17 protein-coding genes are annotated in these 15,393 nt (G+C 66.9%); 10 read left to right on the top strand and 7 right to left on the bottom strand.

All coding sequences use genetic code 11. The features are described from left to right. Positions 1-14: 14 nt before the first annotated feature. On the bottom strand, positions 15-188 hold the full coding sequence (locus tag BLW38_RS16190) for a hypothetical protein (protein ID WP_177167453.1): 174 nt from the start codon (positions 186-188) through the stop codon (positions 15-17). A gap of 123 nt (positions 189-311) precedes the next feature. Further along, positions 312-1,670 carry an alkaline phosphatase family protein gene (locus BLW38_RS06265; protein WP_092816073.1) on the bottom strand — a complete coding sequence of 453 codons (1,359 nt, stop codon included), beginning with the start codon at positions 1,668-1,670 and terminating at the stop codon, positions 312-314. 280 nt (positions 1,671-1,950) lie between these two features. On the opposite strand from BLW38_RS06265, the gene BLW38_RS06260 reads away from it, so the two are divergent. Next, positions 1,951-2,922: a phosphoadenosine phosphosulfate reductase family protein gene (locus BLW38_RS06260; RefSeq protein WP_092816071.1), complete on the top strand. Its 972-nt coding sequence runs from the start codon at positions 1,951-1,953 to the stop codon at positions 2,920-2,922. Between the two features lie 61 nt (positions 2,923-2,983). Here the strand turns inward: BLW38_RS06260 and BLW38_RS06255 are convergent, their stop codons facing one another. Beyond that, on the bottom strand, positions 2,984-3,433 hold the full coding sequence (locus BLW38_RS06255) for a hypothetical protein (RefSeq protein ID WP_092816069.1): 450 nt from the start codon (positions 3,431-3,433) through the stop codon (positions 2,984-2,986). 2 nt (positions 3,434-3,435) lie between these two features. After that, a complete protein-coding gene (locus BLW38_RS06250) occupies positions 3,436-3,975 on the bottom strand; it encodes a DUF7342 family protein (protein ID WP_092816067.1) in 540 nt (179 codons plus the stop codon). Positions 3,976-4,071: 96 nt separating this feature from the next. Between BLW38_RS06250 and glmU the strand changes: the two genes are divergently transcribed. The 3 genes from glmU (at position 4,072) to glmS (ending at position 8,566) form a co-directional block, all read left to right on the top strand. Further along, the gene (gene glmU / locus BLW38_RS06245) at positions 4,072-5,361 is read left to right on the top strand and encodes a bifunctional sugar-1-phosphate nucleotidylyltransferase/acetyltransferase (RefSeq protein WP_092816447.1); all 1,290 of its coding nucleotides are present in this window, start codon (positions 4,072-4,074) and stop codon (positions 5,359-5,361) included. Positions 5,362-5,465: 104 nt separating this feature from the next. After that, positions 5,466-6,641 carry a sugar phosphate nucleotidyltransferase gene (locus tag BLW38_RS06240; RefSeq protein ID WP_092816065.1) on the top strand — a complete coding sequence of 392 codons (1,176 nt, stop codon included), beginning with the start codon at positions 5,466-5,468 and terminating at the stop codon, positions 6,639-6,641. Positions 6,642-6,643: 2 nt separating this feature from the next. Then, positions 6,644-8,566, top strand: a complete 1,923-nt coding sequence (gene glmS / locus BLW38_RS06235; RefSeq protein WP_092816063.1) for a glutamine--fructose-6-phosphate transaminase (isomerizing) — start codon at positions 6,644-6,646, stop codon at positions 8,564-8,566. Positions 8,567-8,666: 100 nt separating this feature from the next. Here the strand turns inward: glmS and BLW38_RS06230 are convergent, their stop codons facing one another. The 3 genes from BLW38_RS06230 to BLW38_RS06220 form a co-directional block, all read right to left on the bottom strand. Then, the gene (locus BLW38_RS06230) at positions 8,667-9,083 is read right to left on the bottom strand and encodes a PIN domain-containing protein (RefSeq protein ID WP_092816061.1); all 417 of its coding nucleotides are present in this window, start codon (positions 9,081-9,083) and stop codon (positions 8,667-8,669) included. Positions 9,084-9,092: 9 nt separating this feature from the next. Next, positions 9,093-9,323 (bottom strand): hypothetical protein, encoded by a 231-nt coding sequence (locus BLW38_RS06225; protein WP_092816059.1) that lies wholly within the window; start codon positions 9,321-9,323, stop codon positions 9,093-9,095. A 238-nt stretch (positions 9,324-9,561) separates the two neighbouring features. Beyond that, positions 9,562-11,112 (bottom strand): alkaline phosphatase family protein, encoded by a 1,551-nt coding sequence (locus BLW38_RS06220; protein ID WP_092816057.1) that lies wholly within the window; start codon positions 11,110-11,112, stop codon positions 9,562-9,564. Positions 11,113-11,276: 164 nt separating this feature from the next. Between BLW38_RS06220 and BLW38_RS06215 the strand changes: the two genes are divergently transcribed. From BLW38_RS06215 to BLW38_RS06190, 6 genes are all read left to right on the top strand, one after another. After that, positions 11,277-11,951, top strand: a complete 675-nt coding sequence (locus BLW38_RS06215; RefSeq protein WP_092816445.1) for a glycosyltransferase family 2 protein — start codon at positions 11,277-11,279, stop codon at positions 11,949-11,951. A 100-nt stretch (positions 11,952-12,051) separates the two neighbouring features. Further along, positions 12,052-12,483 (top strand): DUF2304 domain-containing protein, encoded by a 432-nt coding sequence (locus BLW38_RS06210; RefSeq protein ID WP_092816055.1) that lies wholly within the window; start codon positions 12,052-12,054, stop codon positions 12,481-12,483. Beyond that, on the top strand, positions 12,476-13,333 hold the full coding sequence (locus BLW38_RS06205) for a polysaccharide deacetylase family protein (protein WP_092816053.1): 858 nt from the start codon (positions 12,476-12,478) through the stop codon (positions 13,331-13,333). The genes BLW38_RS06210 and BLW38_RS06205 overlap by 8 nt, the downstream gene beginning before the upstream one ends. A 1-nt stretch (position 13,334) precedes the next feature. After that, positions 13,335-14,363 carry a lysylphosphatidylglycerol synthase transmembrane domain-containing protein gene (locus BLW38_RS06200; protein WP_092816051.1) on the top strand — a complete coding sequence of 343 codons (1,029 nt, stop codon included), beginning with the start codon at positions 13,335-13,337 and terminating at the stop codon, positions 14,361-14,363. Between the two features lie 210 nt (positions 14,364-14,573). After that, positions 14,574-14,870, top strand: coding sequence for an AbrB/MazE/SpoVT family DNA-binding domain-containing protein (locus BLW38_RS06195; RefSeq protein WP_092816049.1), 297 nt, complete (start codon positions 14,574-14,576; stop codon positions 14,868-14,870). After that, on the top strand, positions 14,867-15,304 hold the full coding sequence (locus BLW38_RS06190) for a PIN domain-containing protein (RefSeq protein WP_092816047.1): 438 nt from the start codon (positions 14,867-14,869) through the stop codon (positions 15,302-15,304). The genes BLW38_RS06195 and BLW38_RS06190 overlap by 4 nt, the downstream gene beginning before the upstream one ends. Positions 15,305-15,393: the final 89 nt, after the last annotated feature.

The raw sequence follows: 15,393 nt of genomic DNA, 5'->3' as shown, positions 1-15,393 counted from the left end.
CGATCACGCGCCACCTAGTCGACGTCGACCGGTTCGCGATCCGGATCCGAGTCGGCGTTTGAGCCGGACGCCTTCTCGCGAGTTCCGGACAGGTGATCCCAGATCTCGGTACAGCCGGCGTCGACGGGCACGTCACGGAGGTGGTCCGCCTCCTCGTGGGGGTCCTCCTCCGAATCAGGATCAACCATCGATCGACGGTCGGTGCTCCTGGGCGTTAATTGTTGTCACGGAACGTGGCGTCGTGCCGCCCGAAATCGCCGACTGAAACGGCCGCCTGAAACGATCTCCCGGAACGACGGCCCGGTCGCCGATCAGTCCGCGCGCAGCGACTCGCCGTCGAAGGCCGACCGGTCCGCGTCGACGTCGAGCTGGTCGAGGATGGTCGGGGCGACGTCGAAGAGGTTCACGTCGTCGCCGACCGCCACGTCAGCGTCGGTCGTGAACAGGCTGGCGTTGCCGAACTTGTGCATCCCGTTGCGAGGCCCCTCGCTGAAGACCTCCTTGTCGGTCCCGAAGCCGGCTTTTAAATCGAATCCGTCAGTGGGGATGACCACGAGATCGGGCGCGATGTCGGTGTGGTCGCCCGAGAAGGCGTCCTCGCCCTTCACGATCCGGTCGCAGACGGCCCGGCCGTCGGGGGCCGCCAGGGACTCGAGGTCGGCGATCAGCTCGTCACGGACGTCCTCGTAGTCGGCCTCGGCGACGCTCCCGCGGGGTTCGCGTCCCTCGAGGTTGAGGAACAGGCGACCGGGAATGAGCGAGTAGGCTCGTGCGTCGTCCGCGATGTCCTCGAGTCCGTCCGGGTCGTCGGCATCGGCCGCATACGAGAGCCAGCCCGCCTCCTCGAGCCATCGGTTGATGTCGACCTCGTACTCCTCACGGGTGAAGCCGTGGTCGGAGGCGACCACGAGCTCCGTGTCGTCGTCGAGTCGGTCGCGGATCGCGCCGATCGCGGCGTCGAGCTCGCGATAGAACTCGAGGAACTCCGCGGCGTACTCGCCGTCGGTCGCGTAGTCGCCGAACAGGAAGTGGTTGACTCGGTCGGGCGTCATAAAGACCCCGAAGAAGAGGTCCCAGTCGTCCGCCTCGATGTAGTGTTCGAAGACCTTCCGCCGGCCTTCGAGCGTCTCGTGGGCGTTCTCGATGAAGGCGGTCTTGTCCTCGTCGTGGCCGAGCTTCGCGTCGGCGTCGATCGCGTAGTCGTACCGCTCGAGCGTTTGGCGGACCTCGTCATCGCTTGCGGCCTTCTCGATCGACGGCGAGAGGAAGCCCGAGACCTGCCGCTGGATCCGGCTCGAGGGCGGGAACGTCACGGGCACGTTCAGGACGGTCGCGTCCCGGCCGTCCTCGGTCACCAGATCCCACAGCCGGGTCGCCTCGACGTGGCTCCCCATCGGGACGTAGGTGTCGTAGGAGCCGCGTTCGCGGTCCTGGAACCCGTAGACGCCGGTTTTTCCGGGATTCTGGCCGGTCGTGAGGCTCGGCCAGCAGGCGCTCGACTCGGGCGGGACGATGCTCTCGATCCGCCCCGAGGTGCCCTCCTCGGCGATCGCGTGGAGGTTCTCGAAGACGTCCGGGTGGTCCGTGATCAGTTCGTAGGGGACCCCGTCGATCCCGAGGAAGACGACGCGATCGTCGGAGCCGCCGCGCAGCTTGTCGAACAGGCCCATATCGGCCAACGGGACCGCATCGGGGTTAGCCCTTCGGATACGCGACGAATTCTGCCGGACGGTCGGACACGCCCGAGCGCGCGGCTTCGGGTGCGTCGTGCAGCCACGACACGTTTCAGCCGGATTCCCTCCCGATCGGCGTTCGATCGGGGCGACGGAACCCGTCCAGCCCGGCGACCGAGGAACCGGCAGTCACGCGTTTTCCCATATAGGATCTGTGGTATCGGAGCCGCGAAACCAGGTAGAAAGCCTGATACGTCCCCGCTGGTACCGTTCCGGTATGTCGTCGGAGTTTCCGGAGTACGTCGACGTCGAGTACGATGACGGCGAGGGGGAGTCGCCCGATGACTACCCGTCCCTGCAACACAAGATCGAGAAGGCGATCGAGGTGACCAAACGAGGGCTCGAGCAGTACGAGAACCCGGCCGTGATGTGGACCGGCGGGAAGGACTCCACGCTCACGCTCTACTTCATCAACGAGGTCGCCGAGGAGTACGGATACGACAAGCCGACGGCGGTCTTCATCGACCACTACCAGCATTTCGACGAGATCACCGACTTCGTCGAACACTGGGCCGACGAGTGGGACATCGACGTCGTCTACGCACGCAACGAGGACGTCGGCGAGTACGTCGACGCAAACGATCTCGAACCCGGCGACGACATCCCGATCGACGCGCTCGACGAGCAGAACCAGCACCACGTCCGGGACATCCTCGAGTACGAGGACGAGGAGTTCCCGTTCCTGCTCGACACCTACGTCGGCAACCACCTGCTGAAGACGGTCGCGCTCAACAACGCCCTCGAGGAGCACGGCATCGACGGCGTCATCTCCGGCGTCCGCTGGGACGAACAGGAGGCCCGCGCCGACGAGACGTTCTTCTCGCCGCGCCACGACCCGGACATCTACCCGCCCCACGACCGGATCCAACCCATCCTGCAGTTCGCCGAACGCGACGTCTGGGACGCCTTCTGGTACTACGTCGTTCCGGACTCCGTCGAGGGCTACCCCGAGGACGGCTACGTGCCCGAGTCCGCCGCGGACCTTCCGGACGGGATCGAGCAGGACGACGTGCCGATCTCGCCGAAGTACTTCGCCGGCTTCCGGTCGCTTGGCAGCGAGGTCTCCACCGAGAAGACCACCGGCGAGCCCGCCTGGCTGCAGGACCTGGAGAACACGACCGAGCGCGCGGGGCGCGCCCAGGACAAGGAGGACCTGATGGAGCGCCTGCGCGACCTCGGCTATATGTGAACTGCCTCGGGGGCGCTATATGTAGGCTTCTCGGCGCCGGGAAACGGCACCGTTCACCGGATTAGTCGATTTCATCCCACACGTCCCCGATCCGGTCGTATATCCACGATACAACCACGTTCCCGACCGTCGTGAGGAGGTCCGCTGGATATTCCCGGTTGGTGCCGGCGTCGTGCGTCGCCGATGGTGGCGCGTGGAAGTGATCCCGTGTGTATTCCTCGCTTCGGTGCCGATCCCACCGACAACACCACTCGACTCCGTGGTGATCCTCGACGTAGCTCACGTGAAAATCACCGTTAGTGTACGACTGGATCTCGACGTACGCCTCCGCGACGCGATCGGGTGGATAGTGGGTCGCCTCGAGCGAGATCACGATCGACTCCGGATGCGTCGCCGGAAAGACCGAGATCTCGTCGATCCAGTCCTCGGACGCCAGTAGTGAGGCCAATTCACGGAGTACCGCCCGGTTCGGGTCTCGAGTATGCGTCCCGCTGGAGTCCGTCTCGACCACCGTCAGACGGCCTCGTCGACGATCGAGTCGCTCCGTCGGACGCGGCGGAGGTCGGAGATCTCCTCTCGGATCGCCTCCCAGTTTCGGCAGTCGAGCCAGACCTGCTCGGCGTCACCGTGGTCGTCGTCGCCCGCGACCGATAGCGGATCGACCGCCGACGGCCGCTCGACGGCATACCGATCGCGGTACGCCGCGTCCTCCGAGAGCAACTCGCGGAGACGACGATCGCGTTCTCCCTCGGGGAGCGAGGCCAACCGGTTGAGGCGACGCCACTCGAAGTACGATTCGTTTCGTTCGAACGTGTCTGGATCGCTCGTCACGCGTTCGAGGACGCCGATGTCCGCGAGCCGCGCGAGGTGGCGCCGGGCTGCGTTCGGCGAACAGTCGGCCCGCTCCGCGACCTCGCTGACGCCCGTCGGCTCGGTCAACGCGAGCGCGACGCGATGGACGCGTTCGTCAGTGGGCGCCTCCGAGAGCCGATCGGCCACGGAGTCGGAGAAATCCTCCGTTGGCGGTCCATACCGATCGGGATCCGAGTTCATACAAGAATATATGCGCGTCACCGTATATATATGCTCGGCCCCGATCCGATCGCGCCATCGCAGCGACTAAACCTGGCCCCGTTCTCGCAGTCGAGTATGTACGGCGTCGTGCTTGCGGCCGGCCGCGGGACTCGAATGCGACCACTGACTGATCGGCGTCCGAAGCCCTTGCTCCCGGTCGGCGATCGGTCGCTGCTTGCGGGCGTGTTGGACGCCTGTCTGCCGGTCGTCGACGAGTTCGTGATCGTGACCGGCTACCGCGGAGCGGCCATCGAGGATGCGATCGGCGACAGCTACGCGGGCGCGCCCGTCAACTACGTCGAGCAGGCCGACCCGGCGGGCACCGCACACGCGGTCCTGCAGGCGAAGGAGATCGTCGATGACGACTTCCTCGTCGTCAACGGCGACGTGGTGATCGAGGAGTCGCTTCCCCGATCGCTGGCCGAGGCGGACGGGACCGCGATCGCGGTCACCGAGGTCGAGGACCCACGGTCGTACGGCGTGGTCTCGTTGGCGGACGACGGTGGAGCGACCGACGACGCGGCACCCGACGACGCGGCGACCCACGAGAGCACCGGAGCCGAGCACCCGACCCTCGAGACGATCGTCGAGAAGCCGGCCGACCCCCCGACGAACCTGGCGAACGTGGGCTGTTACGCCTTCGAGGCGGACGCCTTCGACGCGCTCGAGGCGACCGGCGAGAGCGAGCGCGGCGAGTTCGAGCTGACCGAGACGCTGGAGATCCTGCTCGACCGCGGGACCGAGATCTCGGTCGTCGAGTACGACGGGCGGTGGCTCGACGTCGGGCGCCCCTGGGAGCTGCTCGAGGCCACCGAGGCGGTTCTCGAGGACCTGTCGGACCGAATCGACGCCACGGATGGCGTCGATCCGCGAGCCGGAGACGTTGCCGACGACGCGACCCTCGACGGAGCGGTACTGGTCGAGAAGGGCGCCCGCGTCCGCTCCGGCGTGACGATCGAGGGACCGGCGATCGTCCGGTCCGACGCCGAGGTCGGGCCGAACGCCTACGTCCGCGGATCGACCGTGATCGGCCCCGACGTCAGGATCGGCCACGCGGTCGAGGTGAAGAACTCCGTCGTGATGGACGACGCCGCCATCGGCCACCTCTCGTACGTCGGCGACTCTGTGATCGACCGTGAGGTGAACTTCGGGGCCGGGACGGTCGTCGCGAATCTGCGTCACGACGACGCGACGGTTCGGATGACCGTCAAGGGCGAACGCGTCGACACCGGCCGACGGAAACTCGGCGTCGTCCTCGGCGAGGGCGTCAAGACCGGGATCGACACGAACCTGAACGCCGGCGTCGTGCTCGGCGTCGAGGAGACGACCGATCCCGGCGAGACGGTCACTCGGGATCGGCGGTAGCTCCCGGCGGACGGTGACCGGCGAGAAGTGAGGGGATGCGTGGCGCAAGCGGCGAGGGCGTCCGAGTGGTGAGGATTTATGCCGGACGGTCGTCTCCCTCCGGTATGACCGACGACCCCGTGACCGCCGTGGTGTTGGCGGCCGGCGAGGGGCGGCGCCTGGAGCCGCTCACGAACCGGCGGCCGAAGCCGATGCTGCCCGTGGCCACCCGGCCGATCCTCGAGTACGTTATCGAGGCGATCCGCGAGGCCGGCATCGACCGGATCGTGCTGGTGGTGGGGTACCGCCAGGAACGCATCCGGAACCACTTCGGCGACGGCGACGACTGGGACGTGGACGTCGAGTACGTCGAACAGGCCAACCAGCTCGGAACCGGCCACGCCCTCCTGCAGGCCGAGCCCGCCGTCGGGGACCGGTTCGTCGTGTTGAACGGCGACCGGATCGTCGATGCCGACCTCGTTCGTCGCGTTCGTGAGGCGACGCTGGCCGGGGACGCGCCCGTGATGGCCGTCACCGACGTCGACCATCCCCGCGAGTACGGGGTCGTCACCCTCGACGGCGAGGACCGCGTCACCGGCATCGCCGAGAAGCCCGAGGCCCCCGTGAGCACGAGCCGGATCAACGCGGGCGTTTACGGCTTCACGGCGGCCGTCTTCGACGCGATCCGGGAGACCTCGCCCACGGGCGAGCTCGCGCTCACCGACACACTCGACCGGATCGCCGACGAGAACCCGATCACGGCGATCGGCTACCGCGGGCAGTGGCTCGACGTCTCGTACCTCTGGGACCTGCTTCGGGTCAACGCCTCCCTCGTGGGAGCCGATGAGGAAGCGGACGCCGGAAGCGACGCCGATTCCGCCCCCGAGATCGCCGACGACGTGGTCGTTGGCGACGACGTCCGTCTCGGCGCGAACGCGGTGGTCGGCGGCGGGAGCGCGCTGGGCGAGAACGCAACGGTCGGCCCGAACGCGGTCGTGGAGGGCTCGGTCGTCTTCCCCGATGCGGTCATCGAGGCCGGCGCGGTGGTGCGTGACGCGGTCGTCGCCGGAAACGCTCGTGTGGGCGCCAACGCCACGATCGCCGGCGGGCGGTCGACCGTGGTCGTCGACGATGAGGTCCACCCGGACGTCCGTCTCGGCGGCGTCGTCGGCGACAACGCGACCGTCGGCGGCGGCGCGACGCTCGTTCCAGGGACGGTCCTCGGCGACGTCTCGCGCGTCGACCCCGGCGCCGTGGTGAGCGGCACGATCGAGCCCGACGCGGTCGTTCGGAGGGGATAACGATGTGTGGGATCATCGGCTACGTGGGCGACGAGGCGGCGGCCCCGATCGTGTACCAGGGGCTCGAGAACCTGGAGTACCGCGGCTACGACTCCGCGGGGATCGCGCTCGTGAACGGTGCACGTGCGACCGGTGACGTCGCCGCTGACGGCGGCCTCACCGTCGCCAAGCGCTCCGGCGAGGTCTCGAACCTAACCGTCCCCGACGCGCCGGACGCGACCTGCGGGATCGGTCACACGCGCTGGAGCACGCACGGTCCGCCCACCGACGCGAACGCGCACCCGCACGTCGACTGCGCGGAGTCGATCGCGGTCGTCCACAACGGGATCATCGAGAACCACGAGGCGCTGAAGGCGGAGCTCGGTGACCACGAGTTCACGAGCGAGACCGACACCGAGGTCGTTCCGCACCTCCTCGAATCCGAGTTGTCGGAGACGGCCGGCGGGGACGCGGTCGACCTTCGAACCGCGGTCGAGCGCGTCGTCGACCGTCTCGAGGGAAGCTACGCGGTCTGTGCCATCCACGCCGGCGAGAACCGGATCGTCGCCGCCCGTGACGGGAGCCCGCTGGTGGTCGGCCACGGCGAGGACGCCGCCTTTCTCGCCAGCGACGTGACCGCGTTCCTCGAGCACACCCGCGAGGTGACCTACCTCGAGGACGGCGACGTGGTCGACCTCTCGGCCGACGGCGACGTCGAGGTGTTCGCGCCGTCGGACGACGCGGCGTCGGACGCATCGGTACCGGACTCCTCCGCGTCGTCCGACGCTAATGCGTTCCTCTCCCGCCGGCCGGTCGACCGATCGGTCGAGACGGTCGAGTGGGAGGCCGACGCCGCGGAGAAGGCCGGCTACGAGCACTATATGCGCAAGGAGATCCACGAGCAGCCGACGGCGCTTCGGCAGACGCTGTCAGGGCGCGTGGACGTCGATCGAGCCCGCGTCGATCTGGACGTCTCGTTCCCCGAGGCGTTGCTTGAACGGATCGAGGAGGTGCAGATCGTCGCCTGCGGAACCTCCTACTATGCGGGCCGGTATGCGGCGCGGCTGATCGAATCCTTCGCGGACGTGCGGACCACCGTCGAGATCGCCAGCGAGTACGCGTTCGGGGCCGGACGGGATCCCGACCGGACGCTGACGATCGCGGTTACCCAGAGCGGGGAGACGGCCGACACGCTGGGAGCGATCCGCCGGGCGGACTCCGCGGGCGCGCGGACGCTCGCGGTCACCAACACGCTCGGCAGCAGCGTCACGCGCGCGGTCGACGACGCGGTCTTCATCAGGGCCGGCCCGGAGATCGGCGTCGCCGCGACGAAGACGTTCGCCTCGCAGGTGACGACGCTGGCACTGCTTGCGGTCGCACTCGGCCGCGAGCGCGGGACGCTGTCGGCCTCGCGTGCACGCTCGGTGCTGGAGAACCTCCGCGGCCTGCCGGGGGCCGTCCAGCAGGCGCTCGACGCCGAAGCCGACGTGGTCGCGGCGGCCGAGCAGTACCGCGACGAGGACGCCTTCTTCTTCCTCGGCCGCGATCTGGGCGTGCCCGTCGCGCTCGAGGGCGCATTGAAGCTCAAGGAGATCGCCTACGACCACGCCGAGGGGTTCCCGGCCGGCGAGCTGAAACACGGCCCGCTGGCGCTCGTCACCGACCGGACGCCGGTCCTCGCGGTCCTGACCGAGGGCGGTTCGCCCGCCGAGACGATGACCAACGTGACCGAGGCACAGACGCGCGGCGCGGACGCCATCGGCTGCGTCTCGGCCGACCGGGAGTTCGGAACGCTCGACGTCGCCTTCGAGGTGCCGGACGTGGGCCTGTTGGAGCCGCTCGTGGCGAACGTCTACTTCCAGCTGTTCGCCTACCACGTGGCCAACGAGAAGAGTCGGGCGATCGACAAGCCGCGAAACCTCGCGAAGAGCGTGACCGTGGAGTAGCTGCTTCTCGAAACGAATAAGCGCCGGTGAGGAGTTCGAGTGACTGAAACGCGGCTACGAAGACCACGCCGACTACCAAGAAAATTAGTCACACATTGAATCAGAGTGTGTCGAACGAGTCGATCACGTCGCTCGTCGAGTACGTCTCAACCAGATCCTGTTCGTCGAAGTCCGAGTCATCACTCCAGATGGCCGCATCACAGGCAATCGCACACGCCAGATAGAGCACATCATCCGGATCAGTGTCACCGACTGCTTCGTCCGCACTCTCGATAGCTGGATAGAACTCGCTGGCGGAGGTAACCTCAATGTATTGGAACAGAAGATCGATGAACTGTGCCACTCTGGCCGGTTCCATCCCTGACTTCTCGACGATCAGGCCCTCGTAGTTCCCGATTTCGTCGTGGACAAACGCCGGTGTCAAAAGGGTGGGTTCGAGCGTGACGATGAGCTCTCGAGTTTTTGAATCAGCGATGAGTGCAGAGATGACGATGTTAGCGTCGAGAACCAACTTCATCCGTCGGATTCACGCTGATTCCTCATCAACGCGCGTCCGTCCACTCTCGTTGATTTTGTTGGCGATCTCCTGTACGTCACTTTCGGTGAGGTTACTCTCACTGGTGAGTTCGTCCATCACTTCGAGCGCCTCGATCTTCTCTTGGATGGCCTGTCGCGTGACTTCACTCCAGTTGATTTCGGGGTGCTTTTCCATACGCTCTTTCAGGTCGTCATCCACGTTGACCGTGATAGTCGGCATACAGAAAACTATGTGAACACAGGATACTGTGTCTTTCGGTGTCTCTCATACTCAGTGGTTTTGGCCGCCTCACGCCTCAAAGATCGAATCGGTCGATAGTCGACCTGGAGTCTGCAGCTCCCATCCGATTTCGAACGATCAATACCGATAGGTAGCGTCGGGTTCCTTATAAACCAACTTTGGCTGTCCGGTTTGATAACCGAAACGAACGCGTGAATCTCCCGGTTCCGCCTGACGGTCACTCCATATAACCGAGCTGCGTGAGCCGTTCCTCGACGCCGTCGGTGACGTCATCCTCGTCGCCCCGGTCCCACGCGATCGGCTCGCGGGTCGCCGGCTCGGGGTCGCCGGCCACGATCGGCAGGGGATCGCCGTCCATATCCGAGGGCACCGCACAGCCGGCGGCGGTCAAAAGCGTCGGCGCCATATCGAGGATGCTGATGCGGTCGAGCTCCCCGGCCGCCTCGAAGTCGGGGCCGGACGCGAGGAAGATCCCGTTGCGCGTGTTCTCGGCTCGCCAGCGGTCCGGCCCGGAGCGGACGGTGCCGCCGCCAATGCCGTCGTTGACGTGGACGCCGTCACGCTGGTCGACGACGACGTCCGGGGCACTCGGGGCCCCCAGGAAGGGGCCGTCGTAGACGTCCTCGGCGCGGTGCACGCCGTCGAAGATGGGGCCGTATTCGTCGGTGACAGTTCGGAGATCGGCGATCAAGTCCTCGCGAACCGATTCGCGGTCGAACGCCGGGTTCAGATAGATCGGTCCCTGCCCGCTGGCGAGCGCACGCGTCTCCGCGAGGTCGACCGCGTCGAGCTTCCGGTCGCGCTTGAGTCCGGCGCTTTGCGGCACGAGCTTCTGGATCCGTTCGGGAACGACGGACGCGAGCAGGTCAACCGCGCCCAGCCGCTTGGCGACCGCGAGGACGTGCTCGCGGTCGAGCCCGATACGCTGGAACGCGCCGTCGACGGTGCGCTCGCGAGCCTGGTAGCCGTTCTCGGCGAGCCACTCGTTGATGTAGAACTCGGTGGTGGTCGGCCCGCAGCCGTGGTCGGACATCAACACGAGGTTCGTGTCGTCCATCCCGGCGATCCGGCCGACCCACTCGTCGATGATGCCGTACGCGCGCCGGGTCGGCTCGTCGTTCCAGAAGAAGTGCTGCAGCACGTTGAGGTAAAACAGCGTGACGTGGACGAACTCCAGATCCTCCTCCTCGAGCAGCGTCAGCGCGACCTCGAACCGCAGCTCGAGCAGCTCGAGGATCGCCTCGACCTCGGCGCCCCGCTCCTCGTTCGAGGAGAGGAGTGGATCGGGGTGAACGCGGTAGTCGAACCGCTCCTCGAGCTCCTCCGCGAGCCCCGCGGGCGTGGCGTAGCCGCCGTCGATCGACCGGTACTCCCCCTCGACGGCGTCGGGACCGCCGGCGACGATGGGGCCGTCGATGTCGCGGGGCGGGTACATCGTCGGCATGTTGACAACGCCGGCGCGCTTGCCCGCGTCGTTGAGGTAGTCCCACAGCTCCGGCGTCTCGAAGTCGCCGCCGTTCGTGACGTCGATCGTGCCCGCCTCGAGGTTCACCCGCTCGAACCAGAAGACGCCGAACTTGCCGGGGTTCTTCCCCGAGGAGTAACACTTCCAGTTCGGGAAGGTAACCGGCGGGAGACAGCTCTCCGTCTCGGCGTAGGCGCTTGCCGCGCGGAGCGCAGCGAGGTTGGGCAGCTCCCCGTTTTCGATCCATGGGTCGAGGAGATCCCAGCTGGCGCCGTCGAGCCCGACCACGACCGTCCTGCTCATGGATCCGCTCACTCGATCGACCCCCAAGTCGCTTTCGTCGTCGTTGCGGGGGGATGACGTCCGGTGGTATCACGTGGAGTCCGCGAACCGACCGAATCGACCGGACCGACCGGACCGACCGGGGAGCGATATCCCTAAGTGCGGCCCGGCGATTCCCTCCACCAGTGCGAACGGTAGCCGTCCTGCCCGCGTACAACGAGGCCGAGACCATCGGCCCGGTCATCGAGGGGACACGCGAACACGTCGACGAGGTCGTCGTCGTCGACGACGGCTCCAGCGACGGCACTCCCGACGTCGCGACCGACCACGGCGCCACCGTCATCGAGCACGTGTTCAACACGGGCGTCGGCGGCGCGGTCAGGACCGGCTACCGATACGCGATCCGGAACGACTACGATCTCGTCGTGCAGATCGACGCGGACGGCCAACACGATCCCGCGCAGATCCCGCGGCTGCTCGAGGCGGCCGCGGACGCCGATATGGTCATCGCCAGCCGATACCTCAACGAGAGCTTCGAGGAGTACGGGTTCGTGCGCAAGCTGGGGATCAGCTTCTTCACCACGGTCGTCAACGCGCTCGGCGGCGTCGACATCACCGACGTGACGAGCGGCTTCCGGGTGTACCGGGTCGACGCGCTGGCCGATATCCTCCACCGCTCGGACAGGCATTGGGCGGTCGAACAGACGCTGGAGGCGGCCCGAAGCGGCCAGCGGATCACGGAGGTCTCCGTGGCGATGCCCACTCGCGAGACGGGCGATTCACAGTTCACGTTCGAGACGTTCCTCCTGTATCCGCTCCGGATGACCGACGTCGTGCTGCGCGTGCTCCTGTTCAGATAGCGAGACTCACCACCCAGACCAACTACCGACATCCACTACCGCAACCCACACCCGGACCAACTACCGACATCCACCACCGCAACCCACACCCAGACCAACTATGGCTGACTATACGATCGTCAACGTCGTCGCGCTGCTCGTCGGACTCCTCTTCGTCGGGACCGGCGTGCACCTGGTTCGGACCGGCCGCGAGTCGGTCGCGGCGTTCCTGCTCACCACGGCGGTCGGGTTCGGCCTCGTCTTCGTCGCCCTCTTTCCCGGCGCGTTCGACCTGGTCGCCCGGGTGCTCGGGCTCGAGCTGCGTGCACGGGCGATCCTCGTCATCTCGAACCTCACCCTGTTCGTGCTGGTGACGTACCTGCTGAACCGCATCGGGCGGCTGTCCGACCGCGTCTCCAGGCTGAACGAGCGGCTCAGCCTGCTCGACCGCGAACTCGAAGACCGCACGTTCGAGGACCGCGAGCTCGCGGAGCGGAGGAGTGAGACTCACGAGTCCGGGGACCGCGAGTTTGAGGATCGAACCGATGAGTGATCGGGCAGTCCTCTCGGTCGATTTCGAGCTGTTCGAGCACACGCCGGCGTATCGGGGCGCCGACGACGACGGGACCAGCGAGGCGGAGGCGTCGGGCGTCGGGCTCGACGGCGCACGCTTTCTCCGCGAGACGTTGGCGGAACACGACGCGACCGCGACCGCCTTCGTCGTCTCGGAGGTCGCCGCGGAGCACCCCGACGCGGTCCGAGCGTTCGCCGCGGCGGGCCACGAGATCGGGTCCCACACCCACACCCATCGACTCCTCACCGATCTCGATCCCGACGAGCGCCGGCGTGAGCTGCGGGAGTCCCGGGAGCTCCTGATCGACGTCACGGAGGAGCCGGTGGACGGCTTCCGCGCGCCGGCGTTCGACGTCGGACCGGACCACTTCTCGATGGTGGCCGAGGCTGGCTACGCCTACGACGCCAGCGTCGTCCCGTGTCGCCGGATCCCGGGGTGGTACGGCGGCGATCACGACCGCCAGCGCCCCGGCCCGGCGACCGCGTTCGATCCCGAAGCGCCGTCGGACCTTGCCGTGGCCCCGACCGCCGTGATGCCCGGACTCCGACTCCCGCTGACCGGGACGTGGCTCCGGCTGTTCGGTCCGCGATACACGATCCTCGGGATGCGGCTGCTCGCCCGCCGCGGGATCACGCCCGTGCTGTACGTCCACCCGTGGGAGTTCGTCGACCTCCCCGAACTCGAGGGCGTCCCCCGGCGCGTGTACGTCCGGACCGGCGACTGGATGCGCCGCGCCGTCGAGCGGATCCTCGCGACGTCGTTCACCTTCACGAGCGTCCGGCAGGTGCTCGCGGACGCGGGGCTCGTGGACACCCCGGAGGGAGCCTAGCGTGCCTCGCCGCACGCCGCGGGACGTGGCGGTGGCGGCGCTGCAGTACGGACTCGGCCTCGCGGCGCTCGCGTGGGTGCTGACGCAGGTGCCGGTCGGCGAGACGCTCGCGACGCTCGGGCGGTTGGACGCACGCACGGTCGCGGCGCTGCTGGCGCTGTCGGTCGCGGGGCTTCTCGGGCGGTTCTACTCCTGGCACGTGCTGTTGGCGCGGGCGGGGATCCGGTCGATCCGCGCCGCCGCCAGCGTCGACCTGACGGTCTACTTCCTGAACCAGCTGCTGCCCTCGCGGCTCTCGGGGCGGGTGGCCGCGCCGTTCGTGATCCGGAGCCGAACCGGGTTGAACTACGCCGACGCCACGTCGGTCTCCGGGGTCCACACCGGAGCCTACGCGGTGCTGTACGGGATCGTCGCTGCCATCGGACTGCTGGCTGGATATTCGCGGCTGCCGACCGGGATCGTCCTCCTGCTGGCGATCTCGACCGGGCTCTACCTCGCCGCCGGCGGAGCGGTCCTGCTCGCCGGAACGAACCTGACGCTGCTCGATCGTCTCGTGTCGATGCTGGAGGGACTCGCCACCCGGATCCCCCGAGTTGGACCGGCGATCGCGGCGCGGGTGGACGGCGTGCGTGATTTCGCGGCCGAGTCGAGCGCCTCCTTCCGGGATCTGGCTGCCGACCCGAGCGTGTGGGCGCGCTACGCCGCGGGCTGGACCCTCTTCACCGTCGTGGCGCCCGGCGGGCGCGTGCTCGTCGCGCTGGCCGCGCTCGGAGCCGGCTTCGAGCCGGCGGCGCTGTTACCCCTCTATCTGGTCGCCGCCTACAGCGTGACGCTGCTCCCCCTGACGCCCGGCGGGATCGGCGTCACTGAGGCAACCACGACCGTGGTCCTCGTCGCGTTCGGCGTGCCCGAGGCGGTCGCCGTCCCGGTCGTGCTCCTCGACCGCGCGCTCGGCGTCTACCTGCCCGCGCTGGCAGGGTGGTACCCCGCGGTCGGGTTGGGACCGACGCCGGCGCCGGGCGAGGAGTGATGTGGATGGAGCGACGCGCCGCGAGCCGATGTTTACTCTTGACTGGCTGCCCAACCAAACACCACATCGTATACGGTCTGGCGCCTCAGCACCGGGGACTCTTCTGAGAGTCACTCCCGCGCTACTGATACAGTGGAGCAGTATATAAAGCCGCAAATCGTTTGACTGCGGTAGCTTTAGTAATACAGAGATTTATAGGTACTACTATCGATGGCAAGTAGTACAAATGAACCAAGAGTAGTACGCGTGTCTCAGAAGGGACAGGCCACGATCCCGAAGGTGCTGCGAGAGAAGTTCGGGATTGAGACGCCGGGCGAGGTGTTCGTCTACGAGGAGCAGGGCCGTATCATCATCGAGCCGGTTCCGTCGCCGGATGAGCTCCATGGAATCCACGCTGGCGAGCACGAACGCGGTGACGTGCTGGAGCGGGTTCGTGAGCTGAAGGACGAAGAAAAACGCAACGAAGAGGAGCGAGTTGAACGACTACGCCCGTCCGAGGACGTATGAGCGGCGGATACGTCTTCGATACTGAAGCAATCATCGCCTTCCTGTACAACGAACCCGGCCACGAAGCCGTCGCTGAACGTCTCGACGAGGTCTTCACCGGCGACGCTGGCGGATTCCTTACCGAGACCAATGCGAGTGAAGTATTCTATCTCGTTGCTCGGTTCGAAGGCGTTGATGACGGTCCGACGGACGCCTCGCTGCGGGAAGCTGACCGAGACATTCGTGCGCTTGAACGGCAGGGATTGGCGCTTGAATCGGCTGACTGGCGACTGGCAGCAGAAGTGAAAGCCGATGGGCGCATCTCACTTGCCGATGCATACGCTGTTGCGCTCGCCCACGAACGTGACGCGACGCTCGTCGCCGGGGCTGACGATGATTTTGACGAGCTTCCTATCGAAGTTGCCCTGCAACGGTTCCGTGACCACGGTGTGTGAATTGCCTCGGGGTCAAGCCCCGAGACATCACTCTTCCGGGAGAATAACCGGCGTGCCGCGGTTGGCCGATAAAAGAACGATCACGGACG

Source organism: Halopenitus malekzadehii (genome assembly GCF_900108505.1).
Lineage (GTDB): Archaea > Halobacteriota > Halobacteria > Halobacteriales > Haloferacaceae > Halopenitus > Halopenitus malekzadehii.
This window is presented reverse-complemented; position numbering and strand designations above follow the sequence as displayed.

What these genes read in the sequence shown, in the direction of transcription:
- glmS (WP_092816063.1), top strand. Translation starts at nt 6,644, where the DNA reads ATGTGTGGGATCATCGGCTACGTGGGCGACGAGGCGGCGGCCCCGATC.
- BLW38_RS06205 (WP_092816053.1), top strand. Translation starts at nt 12,476, where the DNA reads ATGAGTGATCGGGCAGTCCTCTCGGTCGATTTCGAGCTGTTCGAGCAC.
- BLW38_RS06260 (WP_092816071.1), top strand. Translation starts at nt 1,951, where the DNA reads ATGTCGTCGGAGTTTCCGGAGTACGTCGACGTCGAGTACGATGACGGC.
- BLW38_RS16190 (WP_177167453.1), bottom strand. Translation starts at nt 188, where the DNA reads ATGGTTGATCCTGATTCGGAGGAGGACCCCCACGAGGAGGCGGACCAC.
- BLW38_RS06225 (WP_092816059.1), bottom strand. Translation starts at nt 9,323, where the DNA reads ATGCCGACTATCACGGTCAACGTGGATGACGACCTGAAAGAGCGTATG.
- BLW38_RS06220 (WP_092816057.1), bottom strand. Translation starts at nt 11,112, where the DNA reads ATGAGCAGGACGGTCGTGGTCGGGCTCGACGGCGCCAGCTGGGATCTC.
- BLW38_RS06195 (WP_092816049.1), top strand. Translation starts at nt 14,574, where the DNA reads ATGGCAAGTAGTACAAATGAACCAAGAGTAGTACGCGTGTCTCAGAAG.
- BLW38_RS06210 (WP_092816055.1), top strand. Translation starts at nt 12,052, where the DNA reads ATGGCTGACTATACGATCGTCAACGTCGTCGCGCTGCTCGTCGGACTC.
- BLW38_RS06190 (WP_092816047.1), top strand. Translation starts at nt 14,867, where the DNA reads ATGAGCGGCGGATACGTCTTCGATACTGAAGCAATCATCGCCTTCCTG.
- glmU (WP_092816447.1), top strand. Translation starts at nt 4,072, where the DNA reads ATGTACGGCGTCGTGCTTGCGGCCGGCCGCGGGACTCGAATGCGACCA.
- BLW38_RS06250 (WP_092816067.1), bottom strand. Translation starts at nt 3,975, where the DNA reads ATGAACTCGGATCCCGATCGGTATGGACCGCCAACGGAGGATTTCTCC.
- BLW38_RS06240 (WP_092816065.1), top strand. Translation starts at nt 5,466, where the DNA reads ATGACCGACGACCCCGTGACCGCCGTGGTGTTGGCGGCCGGCGAGGGG.
- BLW38_RS06230 (WP_092816061.1), bottom strand. Translation starts at nt 9,083, where the DNA reads ATGAAGTTGGTTCTCGACGCTAACATCGTCATCTCTGCACTCATCGCT.
- BLW38_RS06265 (WP_092816073.1), bottom strand. Translation starts at nt 1,670, where the DNA reads ATGGGCCTGTTCGACAAGCTGCGCGGCGGCTCCGACGATCGCGTCGTC.